Below are 17,724 nucleotides of genomic sequence, written 5' to 3'. Positions count from 1 at the left end.
CTTGAAGCTGGGTGTGCTTGTTCCACCGGGCCGATTGTTGGCTTCGGCAGCACATGATTCATGCGCTGTGTATCGCGCGTTTGCGTGAGTAGGCGCGTGCGGCGCGGACTCGGTCGCCGCAACGGGTTGAGCACCATTGCCGTCGTGCATGGGTGCGGAGGAAGAACCGCTGGCACGAGTCCGCTTCGCAGGACGCCAGCAGTGATGCTTGGTCGCCGCTTAGCAGCGAGGCGGCATCATCGGCGATGACTGCCATGACGTGCTCGACGACCTGCGTCACGGGATGGTCGGCGCGACGGGTGAACCCCGCCGCTGGGTCGAACCGTAACAGCAGCGCGCCGGGGGCGCGGGTCAGCGCACGATTAACAGCATGCACAGCCGCTGTCGTGGGGACGTCTCCAGTGGTGTGCGCAGTGAAGAGATCGCGCAGATCTGCACGCAGCGCAGCGAGTCTGCCCTGGCAGTGCTCGTGCAACACAGTCTCCGATGCGATGAGATCGTGCGCCATCAGCCAAGCCGCCGCGCCCTCAGGAGTGCCCAGTTCGTCGTAGCGTTTGCCTCCGGCCAGTTCGCTTGCGCTGTTGACCAGCGCGAGGCAGGGATGCTCCTCGGCACCTGGTACGGCAGTTAGCAGTGGGTCCGACATGGTTCTCATGGTATCAGGTTCATTTAAGCGTGAGGCACCTGCTACGCTTCAATCACGCCAAAACGAAGATTTTTCCATGAGGAGTTTGTATGAAGTTCGGTCGACCATCCGGCACGGCCCCGTTCACGCTGTCTGTGCTCTCCGCGGGCGGCACCGGAGTGGGGATGACCGCTGAGGAGGGGCTCGCGGGCACTATCTCGCTGGCGCGGACGGCGGACCAGCGGGGTTATCACCGGTTCTGGATGTCGGAGCATCATGCGATGGGAGCGACCTCGGTGTCTTCACCACAGTTGATGGTCGCCCGCCTCATCGCTGAGACGACGCGCATCCGCCTTGGCGCCGGAGGGGTAATGCTGCCCAACCACTCCCCGTTGCTGATCGCCGAGCAGTTCGGGATGCTGGAGGCTCTCGCCCGGGGCCGGATCGATCTCGGGCTGGGCCGCGCCCCTGGCACCGATGGGGCGACCGCTTCCGCGCTGCGTCGAGGCGCGGATGCCAACGACGGATTCCCACAGCAGGTGCTCGAGTTGCTCGGGTTCTTGGGTGACGAGTTTCCTCCCGGACACCCGTACCGGCACGTCCACGCGGTGCCCGGCCCATGGCAGGCAAGGGAGAACCGGGTGCCTGCACCCTCGACCGCCCCGGAGATGTGGGTGCTGGGCTCCTCGCCGTACTCCGCGCAGCTGGCCGGGCAGCTGGGCCGACCATATGCGTTCGCGTTGCAGTTCGGTGACGCGGACATCGACACGGCCATGCGTCTTTATAAAGAAAGCTTCCAGCCCTCAGCTGTGCTCGCCGAGCCCCATACCCTTGTCAGCGTGCCCGTGGCGATCAGCGATGACCCGGCCGAGGCGAAACGGCAGGCGGCGACGTCGGCGATGGCCATGCTGCGCATGTTCAAAAACGAGGGCTACCTGCTCCTGCCTCCGGACGAGGTCGAGGCCTACCAAGCCACTACGCAGGAACGGCAGATCCTCGGCGCCTACACAAACCGCAGCTTCCACGGCACCGCCGCTACTGTCGCCGACCGTCTCGAAGCCCTGCATAAGCGCACCGGCGCCGACGAGGTGATGCTCGTTGTCGGCGGCCACTCGGCAACCCTCGACCAGCGCGGGATCATCCTGATCGCCGATCACTACGCACTGCCCTACATGGAGGCACCGCGTTCGGCCGCCGCGCAGTAGCACCCAAACCCACATTGCACACGTTCACAACCACCCCTTGAAGGAGAACCCCATGACCGCACCGCACCGAGCCCTGATCGTCATCGACGCGCAACAGGAATACTTCGATGGACTGCTCCCGATTCAATACCCGGCCCGGGATGAATCCATCGCCCGCATCCAGACCGCAATCGACACCGCCCAGCAGACCGGAACGCCTGTCGTGCTTGTCCAGCACGAACTCCCGGCAGAAGCCCCGGTGTTCGCATCCGGATCGGCGACCTGGCAGAACCACCCCGAAGTAGCCGCCCACGAGAACGGCGCAGCCAAGCGCATCAGCAAGCAGTTCTCCAGCATCTTCGCCGACACCGAACTCGAAGCCTGGCTGCGGGAACAGGGCATCGACACGATCACGCTCGTTGGCTACATGACGAACAACTGCGTGATTGCCTCCGCCGCGGCCGCCGAGCCCCTTGGCTTCGCCGTCGAAGTCCTTTCAGACGCGACCGGAGCAATCGACCTCTCCAATGACGCTGGCACCGCGGCAGCACGCCAAGTCCACGAGACCCTCATGGCGCTGCTGCACTCGAACTGGGCTGCCGTTACCGACACGGCGACCTGGACCACAGCACTGCGTACGGGCGCGCCGCTGACCAAGAGCGACCTCATCACCTCCGCCGCACAAGGCCGCAGCACCCGGTAGAAAACCCAGGTACGCCCCCGACAGGTGATGCGCTAGTCGACCCGCTGTTGCTCGGTCAGCCATTGGCGATAGGCCCCCGCGAGGTTGTCGTTTCGGAGCAGACCCCGTTCCAAAAGGGAAATTTTGGAGGGCCATTGGCCAAGTTCGCTGGCTGCGGTCGCGATGGTGCAACCCAGCGTGGTACGCATTTGGCGCAGATCGGTGTGTTGTCTGGGGCTGCTTGGGGGTTGGTGATCTGGCGGTAGATTTCCCGGGCTGCATATCGTTTGAGACAGCGCATGATTTCCCGTTTGCTCTTGCCCTCGGCGGTGCGTTTGGCCACGTAGTCTTTGGTCCGCTGGCATGAGGCCATACGGACCAGGACGACCTGATAGAGGGCGTGGTTGGCGTTGCGGTCACCGCCTCTGCTGAGCCGGTGACGGGTTGTTTTTCCCGAGGACGCGGGTATGGGTGCGACCCCCGACGAGGGCAGCGAACTGGGCCTCATTTTCTATGCGGTCCGGGTTGTCTCCGACGGTGACCAGGAGCTGGCTGGCGACTTCCGTTCCGACACCTGGAAGGTCACAGAGCATCGGCGCGTAGCTGTCGAGGATTTCCTCGAGCGCAGCGTCAGAGGTGGCGATTTCTGCCCCAAGTGAGTGGCAGCGGTTGGCAAGGGCTTTCAATGTCAGCAGGCATACGTACTAGGGGTCAGCTGTGTGGCCTGAAGGTCGGGTGCGCTGTAGGGCGTTGATCAGCGCTGAGGTTCCGAGCCCTCTGTATTTTGCCCGTAGCTTGTCCGGGGCTGAAACGAGAAGGCCCTTGATCTGGTTGATGGCTGCAGTGCGGGCCTTCACTGCCGATGTCCGGCCGGCACGCAGGATTCGAAGGCATTCAACGGGACCGTCTTTGGCTTTCGGAATTGACGTGGTCCGGCCGTCGAGTACCGATTGGGCAGCTTGGTAGGCGTCCAGAGGATCGGACTTGCCTTTCAGTCGGCGCGCGGCCCGGTTCGGGCGGTTCACCTCCAACACGGTCAGACCTTCCCCGCGAAGGGTCTTGGCGATTGCCGCCCCGTAGGAGCCTGTTCCTTCGACCCCTACGGCCGCTACTGTGCCGTAGCTGGTGATGAACTCCACGATCTTCCGGTACCCGGATCCCACGGCGAGGAATTCCCTGTCTGCCAGGGGTTTGCCGTGTGCGTTGATGACGGCCACATGGTGTGTGTCGGCGTGGGTGTCGATACCGGCGATGACTTTGATTGTTTCGGTTGCCAAAATGGAAATTGCCCCCAGTCGGATCAATGGCTGATGAGTGGGCGCGGGCCAGGTGGGCAGACAAAACGGTAATGGGACTGGTCGTATCAGGCTCCTATGAGGTCATGTCCGCCTGGCTCGACACCCCTTTTAACGGACCTTGAGCCGGCGGACAGATCGTCGGAAAGACAGTGCCGCCAGGCACGTCAGTTTTTTGCTGAGTCACGCCGGCTCAAGGGCATTTCCAGTATTACCGTTTGATATGGTTGGTGCGTGGCCAGGTGTAGTCGCCGGTGAGGTTGATGTGTTCCCATCCCAGGCGTGAGAGGAACCGCAGGATGTCCGGGTTCGTGGTGTCGCCGTTGCTGTTCAGGGTGGTTATGGTGCGGTCAAGGTAGACCGTCTTCCAGAGAATAATGGCTCCACGGCGCTGCCCAGACCCGGGAGACTGCAACCACCGTGCCGTCATCCGAGCTGCCGAAGAGGGAATGTGAAGGGCAACGCCCCGTCCGGGTCGTGGAACACCTTTGACACCTCCGCCGTCACGTCCTCCACTGCCAGCCACTCCTCATTGAGCACCAATGTTCTACCGGTCGGTCGGTGCGCCCTGACACCCCTCGCTAACCGCCCCCTCAGGCCTTGAACATCCCTGTCCGGAGCACCGCCGCCTGCCCGCTAGCCCGGTTCCCCGGTGGCGCACTCCGGTGTGCTCAGGGTACGCCTGCCCGCCGGGTGGCGGAACAAACCGGGATTACCCGGGTTCGGGCCGGGATACGGCCGGAAGGCAAAGCCGCGATCATCCGCGAGCTGCAGGCCGACGGCACCAGGGTCGCCATGGTCGGTGACGGCATCAACGACGCACCGGCCCTGATGCAGGCCGACGTCGGCATCGCCGCGGGGGGCGGCACCGACATTGCCGTGGAGTCCGCGGACATCGTGCTCCTGCGCGAGGATGTGACAGCAGACATGGAAGCCCGCGACATCAGCGACCGCGCCTACCGGCGGACCCGCACGAACGTGGCCCTGGCCTTTGTCTTCAACGGCATCGGCGTCCCGCTGGCCGCCACCGGGCTGGTCTACCCGGTCTGGGCGATGGCAGCCATGGCCGCCTCCGTCACGGCGATCTTCCTCAACTCCATCGGCACCCGCCCCGCCCTGCTCGTCGACGCGATCCGCAGCGTCAAAGCCCGGGGCAGGACCGGGAACGAATAAGGAACAACACCTTCCCGCTGATCGACGAAACCGGACTGGTCCACGCTCTTTTCCGTCCGGGCCTGGACCTGCTCGACTTCTGGCAGGAATCCTGCGCCCCCTGCGGGGCGCTCGAGCCATGCCTCGAACACTTCACCGAAACCTCCCTGCTGCCTTCGATGAGTACCGCGTCGACGTCGGCACCCAGCCCCGGCTCACCGCCCGCTACAACGTCATGAGCATCCCCACGGTCATCGTCTTGTGCAACGGAGAAGAAACCTGACGCCTCGACGGGACCAGCGGCGACACCGACCTGGAACAGATCGTCACACCGCCCCCCTGAGCCGGCCGGGCGGGGACCGGAACACAACAGGAACGGGCCGGGACATCGCCATCCCTTGCACCGCACCGGCCAGCTTCCCGCCCACGTTGATTCGACACCTACTTTTGGAGGCGCCATGCGCTTTCGGCCCCACGATAACCAGCCCGCCCGCGGTCAGCGGCCCCCGGCCCACCACAGCGAGGGAAGCGTCTTCCACTGGGATGCCGCGCCTGCTGTTGGGCGCCCCTGACCACAGCCGCGTTCCTGATCTTCGCCCGGGCCTTCATGATCGCACCCGCGCAGGCACTCACGGACGCAAACGAATCATGACCGACAGCAAAATCACCTCGGCGAAGAAACTCCTCGCTGATGGGACCCCACCCCGTGACGTCGCCCGCGGCCTTGGTATTTCCGTGCCCACCCTCTACCGCTGGATCCGAGCCCACACCCGCTGCCGTGGTATTTTTTAACGTTCCGTGAGCTGGTCCCCACAGCGACGCCGGACAGAACACTCACGTCGGATTTTCCACTACTTCACAAGCCACCCCTATTAAGTGGATGGATCACGCTTTGAGCTCCTGGCCTGCGGGGCTAAAACGTTTCCTATCCCTCCGTCACCGCCAAGCGAGGCGCTTCCTTCGTTGAAATGACTGTGAAGGAAGCGCCTTCGTCGTTGACTTGTCGTGGGCAATACCCTGAGGTGTTTTTCGTTTCAGTGCAGGTCATACTCCCGGTAGGCATGCCCGTCGAGGGCGTGGATGACAATGTGGGCCGAGTGCGTTCCGGCTTCCTCGTGTGCGGCCGTTACTGCCTGCTGCACGGTGTGGAAGTGCTCATGTTTGGCTGTCCGAAACCTGTGCAGGTCCCACTTCTTTTCGTCCTCGCCTTCAATTGGCATCACGTGGAAGACATACGGCTTCATTTCTTTTTGCTCACTCGGTGGTGTGGACATGACTTTCTCCTAGCGGTTGTTCCGTCACTATTGGATAGGCTCCGCCACATGGTCACACAACGGGCCGCAGCGCGCCCATGTCTAGCCCACTCCTGTATTTATGTGAAAACAAGGGCAAAATGAACCTGGAAACCGCAGTTGTATCTCACGGCTTGCGTGGACGCGGGGTGTTGACCGGTGTGAGGCGCAGCCGCTCTCCGAATGCCGCGGTGCGCGGCTCACCCGGGGTGTGGGCTAGGGTCGCTCCGATCTGGTCGTGCCAGTGCATGAGTGCCCGGGGGCGTCGAGGGCGACGGCTCAGACGAGTCGTGGTCCGTTGGGGGTGCCGTCTGCGCAGCATGATCTTGTTCTGGACCGGGAGCCTGCGTGACCGATGACCAGGGCACGGACCATGGCCCCGACGAAGGGATGCAGCTCCTCCCGGTAGAGGCTGTTGAAACGGTAGCTGAACGAGCACAGGGCGATGGTGTCCAGCGTCAGCCGGGTGGTGTTGTCCGGAACGTCGATCCGGACGGTGGGGCCGAGCCTCTCCCACTTGAGGAGCAGCTGCTCGGCGATGTCGTCCATACCGCTAAACATCCGTTTCAGCGCAGCAGGCCCGAACGCCGGCATCAGGATCCGGTGCGCCTTTTGCCAGTTGGGTTCCTGTGTCTCTGCGGTGAACAGGCCGTCGCCGATGAAATCCCGCACCTCCCGCAGGGCATTGCCCAGCACCTTGCCGAAACGGGATTCGTCGCATACTTCGTTGACGAGCTGCTGAGAGGAGACGGCGACGACGCTGCGGTTGAAGAACTGGATACGGACGATGGGGCCGTACCGCTCGGCCACCTCAACTATTCCCAGGACGCCCTTGCTGGAGTCGATATCGGGCAGGTTGCCGACCACCGGCTTCGGCGGAGGCTGGGGTATGGGGATGGTGGGCGAAGTCATGACCACTCCTAGGCGATTGCCAAGCGGCGCTGGACCGCTAATTGCTGCCTGGCCGGACGGCACTGTCCGGCTTGGATCCACGATACTCCCGTCTGATCCCGGGCACTATGAATCCGGTGACGTCGCGGAGAAGCCTCCCGGATGACCGCTAGTTGGGCCGGGGCCGCGCGATGACCTGGCGGAACTTCCCGCTCCGAGCGCTCTGTTCCGGGGGTTCCGCAGCGCGGACGATGCGTACGTTGGACAGGCCCTGCCCGGCCAGGTAGCTGGCCAGTGCCGCCTCGACCGTGCGCCACACCGCGCCCGCATCGACCCCGGGCTCGGTGTCAAGGCGCAGCCGGATCGCCGCCGGCCCGCTCTGGAGGAGCTGGGAGCGGCGCACTCCGGGCGTGTCCTCGACGGCGGCGGTGATGGCGAGCGGAAGGATGCTCACCGGGCGCCCCTCCGCCGAGTCGAGTCGCAACACGTCGTCGCGCCGGCCGCTGACCCGGATGGCGGGCAGGGGGCTGCCGCATTCGCATGGATCAGCCCTGGCCAGTACGGAATCGCCGAGGTCGTAGCGGATCAACGGCTGCACCCGGTTGGCGAGGTTGGTCAGGAGCACAGTGTGGGACGGTTCTCCCGGCGGCGTGGGCCGGTAGCCGGCGTCGACCGGTTCCAGGATGACCCAGTCGCTGTTCACGTGCAGCCAGCCGCGGGCACAGTCCAAGGCAATGGGGGTGAACTCCGAGGCGGCGTACACGTTGTGGACCGCGCCGCCCAGCGCCGCGGCAAGGTGCGCCCGGGTGTCCTCGCCGGTGGCTTCGCCGCTGTGCCCCACAACCGCGGGCCTGACGTGGAGCCGCCCGGCCGCCTGTTCCTCAGCCAGGAGCTCGAGCGCGCTCGGGTAGCCGACGAGGATTGCCGGATCGAAGTCGTTGAGTCCGGCGACCAGCCGGGCGAGCGGCTGCTGCACCGAAAACACGCGGTTCGCGTGCCGGCGCCCCCGGCTGCGGCGCCGCTCGGACTCGATCCAGGCCACACCGGCGAAGTGACCGCCGGTGCCCACCACCACGGCTGCGCGGAATTTCTTCTGAAGCAGGGCGAGCAACCGGCCGACGGTCCCCGTGGTGACCGACGCACGGGCGATCCGGACGCCGTGGGCCCGGTACACGGCGACAGCGCCGGCGTCGTGCACGAACAGCCCGGGATGTCCCGTGGTCCCGGAGCTCGTGCAGACGAAGTACTTCCCGCGGTAGCGGCTGCCGATCAAGTCGGGATCGGCGACGAACGCCTCGACGCCCGCCCGCGTGACGCCGGGGTCACTGACCCAGTGGTCGAAGCGCTCCATGAGCTGAGGCTTCGTCACCGGCGGCAGGTCCCCCAGCAGGACGGTGCCGGCCGGCTGCCCGCGGTAGAGCTCGCGGTAGAACGGCGAGCTGGTCCGGGCCTGGGCCACGAGGGCGGCGAGCCGCTGCTCCTGGCGCCGGGCAAGTCCGGGCACACCCTCGCGCTGGGCACGCAGCAGATCCACCATGACGCGCAGCTGGCTCTCCTGCCAAGCCATGCGGTCCTCCTGGATTTCAAGGGGCGGAGTCGACTGCGGAGTCGAACTGCGCGGTTGAACGGCGCAGTCAGCGGGCGCGGACGCCCGCCCGCCACACGGCGTGGGTGAGCGGGATGCCCGGCCGGTAAGCCAGATGGGTTGCGGAAGGAGCGTTGAGCAGGTGCAGATCCGCGCGGTGTCCGACGGCGATCGAACCGACGGCGCGCTCGCCGTCGGCGTCGTTCCCGGACTCCCGGCCGAGAGCCAAAGCGCCGCCGTAGGTCGCCGCACGCACGGCCTCGTGGACGCTGAGCCGCATCTGCAGCACCGCGGTGGTGACGCAGAACGCCATGGAGCTCGTGTACGAGGTGCCCGGGTTGCAGTTGGAGGCCAGCGCCAGCTGCGCCCCGGCGTCGAGCAGCTCCCGGCCCGGAGCCAGCGGCTGCCGGGTGGAGAGGTCGCAGGCCGGCAGGCAGGTGGCCACCGTTCCCCGCTTGCCGCCAACACCGCCAACACCGCCAACACTGCCAACACCGTCCGCCGCGTCCCAGCCGGTCCAGCTCGAGGCGAGGGAATCGACGTCGGAGGCGGAAAGAAAGTTTACGTGGTCCACACTGGCCGCGCCGAATTCGACGGCGAGCTGCACGCCGGGGCCAACGCCCAGCTGATTGCCATGGACGCGCAGCCCCAGGCCGGCCTCCTTGCAGGCCTTGAGCACGCGGCGGGACTGGTCCTCGGTGAAGGCACCGCGTTCACAGAAGACATCCGCCCAGCGGACGTAGGGGCGGACCGCCGCAAGCATGGGTCCGCAGACGAGGTCCGTGTACTCCTCGGGATCCAGGCCGTCGGGCACGAGGTGCGCGCCGAGGTAGGTCACCTCGTCCGCCACCGTCGAGGCGATCCGGGCGCTGCGGGCCTCATTCTCCACGTCCAGGCCGTAGCCGGTCTTGGTCTCCAGGTACGTGGTGCCCTGCGAGACGGCCTCGGCCACCCGGCCCATCGCCAGCCGGGTCAGGTCGAAGTCGCTTGTGCTGCGGGTAGCGCCGGTGGTGACGGCAATGCCCCCGGCACTGTAGCTCTCCCCCGCCATCCTGGCCTCGAACTCGGCGGTCCGGTCCCCGGCGAAGATCAGGTGGGTGTGCGAATCCACCCAGCCTGGGAGCAGGGCACGGCCGCCGGCATCGACAGCCCCGTCCGCGGCCGGCGCATCGGCAGCGGCGCCGAGCCAGGCTATCCGCTCCCCCTCGATCACCACTGCCGCGTTCTTCAGGACCCGGTGATCCGCGTCCTGGGTCATCAGTTCGGCGATGTTGGTGATGAGGGTGCTCATGAGTCCATTCTTCAGCGCCGGATGGACCAGCGCGTAGCCGCCAGCGCCTCCACTGTCCGGGATGCCGGACTAGCGGCCCCGGCTCCGGTGCCTTGTCCGGCCAGGATCAGCCCGGCGGCCAGTTCCGCGATGCCGGAGGAGGTCTGGAACCCGTAACCGCCCTGGCCTGCGAGCCAGAAGAATCCGGTGGCCTCGGCGTCGAATCCCACCACCGGGACGCCGTCGGCTGCCTCGGTGCGGAGCCCGGTCCAGGCCTTGCGGACGCCGCGGATGCCCAGGGTGGTGATGCTGTTGAGCCGGGTGATCAGGGCCTCGACGTCGCCCGGAATCGGCTGGGCGTCCTCGGGGCCGCTCGGAACGGACTCCGAGGGCGAGATCAGCACCTGCTCGCCGTCTCGCCTGAAATAGAACGACTTGTCGGCAGCGGCCACCATGGGGGTGCCGTCCGGAAGGGGATGTTCGACGTCGACGATCGCCGCGGTGCGCCGGTACGGCTGCAGCTGGACTTTCTCGACACCGCTGAGGACGGCGAGTTCGTCCGCCCAGGCACCGGCGGCGTTGACCACGACGGCGGCCTGGAAGCCTTCCTGCCCGGCGCCGAGTTCCCAGCCGGTGCCGAGGCGCTGGGCGGAATGGACCCTGGCGCCGGTGATGATGTCCACGCCTCCGGCCTCGGCACGCTGCCGGTGGTCCTCGAGCAGCACGGGGGCGTTGCAAGCGAAGGATCCGGTATCCAGGCCTGCGGCGCTGAAGGATTCGGGGACCAGGACCGGGCACAGCTCCATGGCCTCGGCGTGGGTGATCCGGCGCATGTGGCCGCTTGCTGCCGCACCGACGGTGGCGTCGTCCCCGATCAGCATGAAACTGCGGGGCGAGAGCACCGGCTCCGGCCGTTCGGCGTCGCGCGCGGCGATCAGTTCCAGGGTGCGGAGGGTGAGCTCCTGGACCACGGGCGGGCCGTAGCTGGGAATCAGCTGCCGGGCCGAGCGCGCGGACGTGTGGTATGCCAGGGTCTGCTCGGCCTCGACCAGGGCGACGCTGCATTGTCCGGCGAGGGTGGAGGCAAGGGACAGGCCGGCGATACCGCCGCCGACAATCACGACATCGTAATGAGCTGACATGGTTACATCTTTGCAGAAGCTACCGCCGCCCGGCTCCGGACGAACGCCTGCACGCAGGCCTCGACGTCTTCGGCGCTGTGCGCGGCGGAGAGCTGCACCCGGATCCGGGCGGCGCCCTTGGGCACGACGGGGTAGCTGAATGCCGTCACGAAGACGCCGTGGTGCAGCATCTGGTCCGCGATCTTGGCGGCCATCACGGCGTCGCCGAACATGACCGGGACGATCGCGTGTTCGCCCGGGAGCAGCTCGAAGCCCTCTTCGCTCATGCGGTTCCGGAACAGCTCCGCATTGGCGAAGAGCTTGCTGCGCAGTTCGCCGGAGTTCTCCACGAGGTCCAGGGCCGTGAGCGTGGCCGCGACAATGGCCGGGGCCAGCGAGTTGGAGAACAGGTACGGGCGGGCCTTCTGGCGGAGCATCGCGACCACCTCGCCGCGGCCGGAGACATAGCCGCCGGACGCGCCGCCGAGGGCCTTGCCGAAGGTTCCGGTGTAGATATCCACCCGGTCCGAGACGCCGGCATGTTCCGGCGTTCCGGCGCCGGTGGAGCCCATGAAGCCCACCGCGTGGGAATCGTCCACCATGACCATGGCGTCGTACTTTTCGGCGAGGTCGCAGATCGCTTCGAGCGGCGCGAGGAAGCCGTCCATGGAGAAGACGCCGTCCGTGACGATGATCTTGCGGCGGGCAGGGTTCTCCTGCGTGGTGGCCTCGATCAGTTTCGATTCGAGGTCCGCCATGTCCTGGTTGGCGTAGCGGAAGCGCTGGGCCTTGCAGAGCCGGATGCCGTCGATGATGGAGGCGTGGTTCAGGGCGTCGGAGATGACGGCGTCTTCCGGGCCGAAGAGGGACTCGAACACGCCGCCGTTGGCGTCGAAGCAGCTGGAGAACAGGATGGTGTCCTCGGTGCCGAGGAACGTCGAGACGCGCTCCTCCAGGGCCAGGTGCAGGTCCTGGGTGCCGCAGATGAAGCGCACGCTGGCCATGCCGAAGCCGCGCTGGTCCATCGCGGCCTTGGCGGCGGCGATGATCTCCGGGTGGTCCGCCAGGCCCAGGTAGTTGTTGGCGCAGAAGTTCAGCACGTCCGCGCCGGACTCGCCGATCTGCCCGGCCTTGATGCGGTTGGCCTGGGGCGAGTCAATGTGCCGTTCGGTCTTGAACAGGCCGGCGCTGCGGATCTCGTCGAGCTCGCGCTGCAACTGGTCCTTGATGGCTGAATACATGGGTTGTGCTCCTCAGCTGGTTATGTCAGGTGCCGGATGTCGGCGGCGGGTGGGGGCCGGGTGCGAAAAGCCTAGAAGCCGGTCCAGTCCAGGACCACTTTGCCGCCCACGCCGGCGCGGGCGATCTCGAAGCCCTTTTCCCAGTCCGCGGCGGGCAGCGTGTCCGTGACGACGGCGGAGATGTTGGCGTGCAGTACCGGGTTGGAGGACAGCATGGCGCTCATGGCGTACCAGGTCTCGAACATCTCGCGGCCGTAGATGCCCTTCAGGGTCAGCATATGCGTGACCACCTTGCCCCAGTCGATGTCGATGGACTGGCTGGGCAGTCCCAGCATCGCGATCCGGCCGCCGTGGTTCATGTTGTCGATCATCTCAGGCAGGGCCGTGGGGTGTCCGGACATTTCCAGGCCGATGTCGAACCCCTCGCGCATGCCGAGTTCGCGCTGCGCGTCCTTGACGCGCATCCTGGAGACGTCGATCGCGAGGTCGACGCCGAGGGACCGGGCGAGTTCCAGCCGCGGCGCGGAGACGTCGGTGATGGCGATCTTCCGCGCCCCGGCGTGGCGGGCGACGGCGATGGCCATCAGGCCGATGGGTCCGGCGCCGGTGATCAGCACGTCCTCGCCGACCAGCGGGAAGCTGAGTGCGGTGTGGACGGCGTTGCCGAACGGGTCAAAAATTGCGCCGAGTTCCGGGGTCACGGAGGGGTCCTGGTGGACCCAGACGTTGGTCTCCGGAATCACGACGTACTCGGCAAAGGCGCCGTCGCGCTGGACGCCGACACTGACGGTGTTGATGCACATCTGCTTGCGGCCGGCGCGGCAGTTGCGGCAGATGCCGCAGACAATGTGGCCCTCGCCGGAGACGCGGTCCCCCACCTTGACGTCCAGGACGTCCTCGCCGATCTCCACCACCTCGCCGTAGAACTCGTGGCCGGCGATCAGCGGCGCGTTGATGATGCCCTGGGCCCAGGCGTCCCAGGACTGGATGTGCAGGTCCGTGCCGCAGATGCCGGTGGTCATGACGCGGATCTTGACATCACCCGCGCCGGCTTCCGGCTCCGGGCGGTCCACCAGCTCGAATCCTGCGTGCGAGCCGGACTTGTAGAGAGCCTTCATGGGCCTTCCTAACTGTGCTGTTTACTCTGCGGGGTGGGTTGCCCCGCTGTGCGGGACAAGAAGGTGTGGGACAACTCACCCCATTACACCGGGCACAAAGCATTAGCACAACCCGATTTATCTCAATCGACGATTTAGCTTTTTCTTCCGCATAGACTGGCAGGCATGGAAATCCACCAGCTTGAGATGCTCCGGGAACTGGGGGCCCTCGGCAGCGTCAAGGCCGTCGCCGAAACCTTGCTCGTGACGCCCTCGGCAGTCTCGCAGCAGCTGGCCGCCCTGCAGAAGACCGTGGAGGTTCCGCTGACCCGGAAGGAAGGCCGCAACCTGGTCCTGACCGAGGCCGGGCAGGTGCTTGCGGATGCCGGGGCCGCCGTCGTCAGCGCCATGGCGGACGCACGGACGGCGATCGGCACCTACCACGGTTCGCCCGTCGCTCCCGTGACCCTCAGCGGTTTCCACAGTGCCGGCCAGGCGCTGTTCGCTCCGCTCGCGCGGCTGCTGGCCGCCCCGGACCAGCCGCGGATCCTGCTCTCCGACGAGGATGTGGCCCAGCAGGACTTCCCCGCCCTGACCGCCCGCTATGACCTGGTCCTCGCGCACCGGATGGACCACAGCCCGCGCTGGCCGGAGGAGCGCGTCGCGGTGATCCCGCTCGCGCACGAGCCGCTCGATGTCGCGCTGCCTGCCGGACACCGGCTGGCCGGCCAGCGGGCGGTGACGGCGGACGACGTCGTCGGCGAGCCGTGGGTGACCAGCCACGCCGGCTACTCCCCCGCGGACGTGCTGTCCGCCGTCGCCGCCGTCTCCAGCGGGGAACTGAACATCGTCCACCGGATCAACGACTACTCCACGGTGGCCGCGCTCGTGGCGACGGGCAGCGTGATCGGCCTGCTGCCGCGGCATACCGCGCGGCCTGTGCTGAACCCGGAGATCGTGCTGCGCCCGCTGGCGGGCATCAGCACCCGGCGCCGGATCGACATCCTGGCCCGGCCGGAAAACCTGAAGCGCAGATCGGTCATGATGGTCTGCGAAGCACTGCAGACCATCATGACCGGGCTCGTCAACGCCTGAACGCACCCCTGAACCCAAGTAGGTGGCAGTTGTTGTCGTTCTGAGGGTTCAAAACGACAACAACTGCGACCCAGTTGGGTTAAGTCCGTTGCCTCAGCCTTCGACGCCGAGGCGCTTCAGGATCAGCTCCTTGACGCGGCCGGCGTCGGCCTGGCCGCGGGTGGCCTTCATGACGCCGCCGACGATCGCGCCGATCGCCTGCAACTTGCCGGCGCGGATCTTGTCCGCGACGTCGGGCTGCGCGGCGAGGGCCGCGTCGATGGCTTCCAGGAGGGGGCCGTCGTCGGAGACCACGGCGAGGCCGCGCTTCTCCACGATGTCCGCCGGGGTGCCTTCGCCGGCGAGCACGCCGTCGAGGACCTCGGTGGCCATCTTGTTGTTGATCTTGCCGTCCTCTACCATCCGGTTCAGTTCCACGATGGTGGCCGGTGCGACGCCGAGCTGGCCGGGTTCGACGTCGGCGTTCTTGGCGCGTCCGACGATCTCGCCCATCCACCATTTGCGCGCCACCGTGGCGGTGGCGCCGGCGGCGATGGTTTCCTCGATCTCGTCCATGACGCCGGCGTTGACGACGTCGCGGAACTCCAGGTCCGAGTAGCCCCAGTCGGCCTGCAGGCGCTTGCGGCGGGCGGCCGGCGGCTCGGGCAGTGTGGCGCGCAGTTCCTCGACCCATTCGCGGGACGCGGTGATCGGCACCAGGTCAGGTTCCGGGAAGTAGCGGTAGTCGTCGGCGTCGGACTTGGCCCGGCCGGACGTCGTGGTCCGCGTGTCCTCGTGCCAGTGCCGGGTCTCCTGGATGACCGGCTCGCCGGAATCCAGCACGGCGGCGTGCCGCTGGATCTCGTAGCGGACGGCGTGTTCGACGGCGCGCAGCGAGTTGACGTTCTTCGTCTCCGAGCGGATGCCGAAGCGTTCGCGGCCGTGCGGGCGCAGCGAGACGTTGGCGTCGCAGCGGACGTTGCCGCGTTCCATCTTGGCGTCCGAGACCCCGAGGTTCTTGACGATTTCGCGGACGGCGGCCACGTAGGCCTTGGCGAGTTCGGGGGCGCGGCTGCCGGCGCCCTCGATCGGCTTGGTGACGATCTCGACAAGCGGCACACCGGAGCGGTTGTAGTCCACGAGGGAGTAGTCCGCGCCCTGGATGCGGCCGGTGGCGCCGCCCATGTGGGTCAGCTTGCCGGCGTCCTCCTCCATGTGGGCGCGTTCGATTTCGACGCGGAAGATGGTCCCGTCGGACAGCTCGATGTCCAGGTGGCCGTCGTAGGCGATGGGTTCGTCGTACTGGGAGGTCTGGAAGTTCTTCGGGGTGTCCGGGTAGAAGTAGTTCTTCCGGGCGAAGCGGCAGGTTTCGGCGATCGTGCAGTTGAGCGCCAGGCCGATCTTGATCGAGGACTCGATCGCGGTCCGGTTCACCACGGGCAGCACGCCGGGCATGCCGAGGTCCACCTCGTTGACGTTGGTGTTGGGCTCGTCGCCAAAGACATTCGGCGCGGAGGAGAACATCTTGGTCTTCGTGTTGAGCTCCACGTGGACCTCGAACCCCAGGACGGGATCGTACTTCTCCATGGCCTCTTCGAAGCTGAGGGTTGCGTCAGTCATGAGTGTGAACCTCCGTGGCTCGCGGGGGCGCCAGCAGCAACCGCCGGTGCAGAATCAGTCAGGGACGGGGCCGTCAGTGAAGGAGCCTTGTCCAGCAGCGGCCCGCCCCACTGGGCCTCGAGCAGGGCTTCGAGCACCGCGCCGACGCGGTACAGCCGGGCATCCTGGCGGGCCGGGGCCAGCAGCTGGACGCCGACCGGCAGCCCGTCCTCATCGGCCAGGCCGCCGGGCAGGGAGAGCCCCGGGACGCCTGCCATGTTGGCGGGGATGGTGGCGACGTCGTTGAGGTACATCGCCAGCGGGTCGTTGAGCTTCTCGCCGAGCTTGAAGGCCGTGGTGGGGGCCGTCGGGGAGATCAGCACGTCGGCCTTGGCGAACGCGGCCTCGAAGTCGCGCTGGATCAGGGTGCGCACCTTCTGGGCCGAGCCGTAGTAGGCGTCGTAGTAGCCGGCGCTCAGGGCGTAGGTGCCCAGGATGATGCGGCGCTTGACCTCGTCGCCGAAGCCGGCGGCGCGGGTGGCTCCCATGACGCGTTCAATCGTCATCGGTCCGTCTTCGGGGAGGACCCGCAGGCCGTACCGGACGCCGTCGAACTTGGCCAGGTTGGAGGAGGCCTCGGAGGGCATGATCAGGTAGTAGGCGCCCAGGGCGTACTTGAAGTTGGGGCAGGAGACCTCGACGATCTCGGCGCCGGCGGCCTTGAGCAGCTCAAGGGACTCATTGAAGCGGTTCTCGACGCCGGCCTGGTAGCCCTCGCCGTGGAGCTCCTTGATGATGCCGATCTTCATGCCGTCCACGTTGCCGGTCCGGGCGGCCGCGACGAGGTCCTCCAGCGGATCCTGCAGCGAGGTGGAATCGTGCGGATCGTGCCCGCCGATGACCTGGTGCAGCAGGGCGGAGTCCAGCACGGTGCGGGAGACCGGGCCGATCTGGTCCAGTGAGGAGGCCATGGCGATCGCTCCGTAGCGTGAGACGCCGCCGTAGGTGGGCTTGACGCCGACAGTGCCGGTGACGGCGCCGGGCTGGCGGATGGAACCGCCGGTGTCCGTGCCGAGGGCCAGCGGGGCTTCGAAGGCCGCGACGGCGGCAGCGGAGCCGCCTCCGGAGCCGCCGGGGATGCGGTCCAGGTCCCAGGGGTTGTGGGTGGGGCCGAAGGCGGAGTGCTCGGTGGAGGAGCCCATCGCGAATTCGTCCAGGTTGGTCTTGCCCAGGATCGGCATCCTGGCGGCGCGCAGGCGCTTGACCACGGTGGCGTCGTAGGGGCTGTGCCAGCCCTCGAGGATTTTCGAGCCGGCAGTGGTGGGCTGGCCGACCGTGACGATGAGGTCCTTGACCGCGATCGGCACACCGGCGAGCGCGTGCAGCTCCCCGGCGGCGGCGCCGCCGGCGGCGCGGATGGCGTCCACCTCGGCGGCGACGGCGAGCGCCTCATCAGTGTTGACGTGCAGGAAGGCGTGGACCTTGCCGTCGACGGCGGCGATGCGGTCCAGGTGCGCCTGGGTGACCTCGACGGCGGAGACCTCGCGGGCGGCGAGCTTGTCGGCGAGCTGCGCGGCGGAGGAGCGGATCAGCTCGGAGTTGGTTTCAGTCATGTT

At 66.9% G+C, this 17,724-nt stretch carries 19 protein-coding genes and 1 pseudogene; 6 read left to right on the top strand and 14 right to left on the bottom strand.

Features of this window, described 5'->3' with window-relative positions:
* Positions 1-58: 58 nt before the first annotated feature.
* Positions 59-655 (bottom strand): CGNR zinc finger domain-containing protein, encoded by a 597-nt coding sequence (locus ACQCSU_RS18310; RefSeq protein WP_426976660.1) that lies wholly within the window; start codon positions 653-655, stop codon positions 59-61.
* An 80-nt stretch (positions 656-735) separates the two neighbouring features.
* Here ACQCSU_RS18310 and ACQCSU_RS18305 point away from each other — a divergent pair, with 80 nt between their 5' ends.
* Both ACQCSU_RS18305 and ACQCSU_RS18300 read left to right on the top strand, forming a co-directional pair.
* Positions 736-1,830 (top strand): LLM class flavin-dependent oxidoreductase, encoded by a 1,095-nt coding sequence (locus ACQCSU_RS18305; RefSeq protein WP_426976659.1) that lies wholly within the window; start codon positions 736-738, stop codon positions 1,828-1,830.
* Positions 1,831-1,882: 52 nt separating this feature from the next.
* Entirely contained in the window at positions 1,883-2,512 is a 630-nt protein-coding gene (locus ACQCSU_RS18300; RefSeq protein ID WP_426976658.1) for a cysteine hydrolase family protein, read from the top strand.
* 55 nt (positions 2,513-2,567) lie between these two features.
* Here the strand turns inward: ACQCSU_RS18300 and ACQCSU_RS18295 are convergent, their stop codons facing one another.
* The 4 genes and pseudogenes from ACQCSU_RS18295 to ACQCSU_RS18280 all read right to left on the bottom strand — a co-directional run.
* Entirely contained in the window at positions 2,568-2,960 is a 393-nt protein-coding gene (locus ACQCSU_RS18295) for a transposase (protein ID WP_426979844.1), read from the bottom strand.
* Positions 2,908-3,084 carry a transposase gene (locus tag ACQCSU_RS18290; protein ID WP_426979843.1) on the bottom strand — a complete coding sequence of 59 codons (177 nt, stop codon included), beginning with the start codon at positions 3,082-3,084 and terminating at the stop codon, positions 2,908-2,910. Before ACQCSU_RS18290 ends, ACQCSU_RS18295 begins: the two co-directional genes overlap by 53 nt.
* Positions 3,085-3,195: 111 nt before the next feature.
* Positions 3,196-3,768: an IS110 family transposase gene (locus ACQCSU_RS18285; RefSeq protein ID WP_426976657.1), complete on the bottom strand. Its 573-nt coding sequence runs from the start codon at positions 3,766-3,768 to the stop codon at positions 3,196-3,198.
* Between the two features lie 229 nt (positions 3,769-3,997).
* Positions 3,998-4,168: pseudogene (locus ACQCSU_RS18280) on the bottom strand (Tn3 family transposase); the annotation flags it as partial.
* 311 nt (positions 4,169-4,479) lie between these two features.
* On the opposite strand from ACQCSU_RS18280, the gene ACQCSU_RS18275 reads away from it, so the two are divergent.
* The 3 genes from ACQCSU_RS18275 to ACQCSU_RS18265 all read left to right on the top strand — a co-directional run bounded on the left by ACQCSU_RS18275 (position 4,480) and on the right by ACQCSU_RS18265 (position 5,730).
* Positions 4,480-4,959 carry an HAD-IC family P-type ATPase gene (locus tag ACQCSU_RS18275; RefSeq protein ID WP_426976656.1) on the top strand — a complete coding sequence of 160 codons (480 nt, stop codon included), beginning with the start codon at positions 4,480-4,482 and terminating at the stop codon, positions 4,957-4,959.
* A gap of 118 nt (positions 4,960-5,077) precedes the next feature.
* Positions 5,078-5,221 carry a hypothetical protein gene (locus ACQCSU_RS18270; RefSeq protein ID WP_426976655.1) on the top strand — a complete coding sequence of 48 codons (144 nt, stop codon included), beginning with the start codon at positions 5,078-5,080 and terminating at the stop codon, positions 5,219-5,221.
* A 260-nt stretch (positions 5,222-5,481) separates the two neighbouring features.
* Positions 5,482-5,730, top strand: a complete 249-nt coding sequence (locus ACQCSU_RS18265; protein WP_426976654.1) for a helix-turn-helix domain-containing protein — start codon at positions 5,482-5,484, stop codon at positions 5,728-5,730.
* 242 nt (positions 5,731-5,972) lie between these two features.
* Here ACQCSU_RS18265 and ACQCSU_RS18260 read toward each other — a convergent pair whose 3' ends face one another.
* From ACQCSU_RS18260 to tdh, 7 genes are all read right to left on the bottom strand, one after another.
* Entirely contained in the window at positions 5,973-6,212 is a 240-nt protein-coding gene (locus ACQCSU_RS18260) for a hypothetical protein (protein WP_426976653.1), read from the bottom strand.
* 297 nt (positions 6,213-6,509) lie between these two features.
* Positions 6,510-7,142 carry a cytochrome P450 gene (locus ACQCSU_RS18255; protein ID WP_426976652.1) on the bottom strand — a complete coding sequence of 211 codons (633 nt, stop codon included), beginning with the start codon at positions 7,140-7,142 and terminating at the stop codon, positions 6,510-6,512.
* A 148-nt stretch (positions 7,143-7,290) separates the two neighbouring features.
* A complete protein-coding gene (locus ACQCSU_RS18250) occupies positions 7,291-8,688 on the bottom strand; it encodes a phenylacetate--CoA ligase family protein (RefSeq protein WP_426976651.1) in 1,398 nt (465 codons plus the stop codon).
* Between the two features lie 67 nt (positions 8,689-8,755).
* On the bottom strand, positions 8,756-9,997 hold the full coding sequence (locus tag ACQCSU_RS18245; protein ID WP_426976650.1) for an imidazolonepropionase: 1,242 nt from the start codon (positions 9,995-9,997) through the stop codon (positions 8,756-8,758).
* Positions 9,998-10,008: 11 nt separating this feature from the next.
* Positions 10,009-11,118 carry an NAD(P)/FAD-dependent oxidoreductase gene (locus ACQCSU_RS18240; RefSeq protein WP_426976649.1) on the bottom strand — a complete coding sequence of 370 codons (1,110 nt, stop codon included), beginning with the start codon at positions 11,116-11,118 and terminating at the stop codon, positions 10,009-10,011.
* A gap of 2 nt (positions 11,119-11,120) precedes the next feature.
* A complete protein-coding gene (locus tag ACQCSU_RS18235) occupies positions 11,121-12,338 on the bottom strand; it encodes a glycine C-acetyltransferase (RefSeq protein WP_426976648.1) in 1,218 nt (405 codons plus the stop codon).
* A gap of 71 nt (positions 12,339-12,409) precedes the next feature.
* Positions 12,410-13,456, bottom strand: coding sequence for an L-threonine 3-dehydrogenase (gene tdh, locus ACQCSU_RS18230; RefSeq protein ID WP_426976647.1), 1,047 nt, complete (start codon positions 13,454-13,456; stop codon positions 12,410-12,412).
* Positions 13,457-13,621: 165 nt separating this feature from the next.
* Here tdh and ACQCSU_RS18225 point away from each other — a divergent pair, with 165 nt between their 5' ends.
* Positions 13,622-14,530 carry a LysR family transcriptional regulator gene (locus ACQCSU_RS18225; RefSeq protein ID WP_426976646.1) on the top strand — a complete coding sequence of 303 codons (909 nt, stop codon included), beginning with the start codon at positions 13,622-13,624 and terminating at the stop codon, positions 14,528-14,530.
* A gap of 93 nt (positions 14,531-14,623) precedes the next feature.
* Here the strand turns inward: ACQCSU_RS18225 and gatB are convergent, their stop codons facing one another.
* Positions 14,624-16,129 (bottom strand): Asp-tRNA(Asn)/Glu-tRNA(Gln) amidotransferase subunit GatB, encoded by a 1,506-nt coding sequence (gene gatB, locus ACQCSU_RS18220; protein ID WP_426976645.1) that lies wholly within the window; start codon positions 16,127-16,129, stop codon positions 14,624-14,626.
* The gene (gatA, locus tag ACQCSU_RS18215) at positions 16,126-17,721 is read right to left on the bottom strand and encodes an Asp-tRNA(Asn)/Glu-tRNA(Gln) amidotransferase subunit GatA (RefSeq protein WP_426976644.1); all 1,596 of its coding nucleotides are present in this window, start codon (positions 17,719-17,721) and stop codon (positions 16,126-16,128) included. Before gatA ends, gatB begins: the two co-directional genes overlap by 4 nt.
* Positions 17,722-17,724 lie beyond the last annotated feature (3 nt).

Origin of the sequence: Pseudarthrobacter sp. O4 (assembly GCF_050157025.1) — a bacterium.
GTDB lineage: Bacteria > Actinomycetota > Actinomycetes > Actinomycetales > Micrococcaceae > Arthrobacter.
This window is presented reverse-complemented; position numbering and strand designations above follow the sequence as displayed.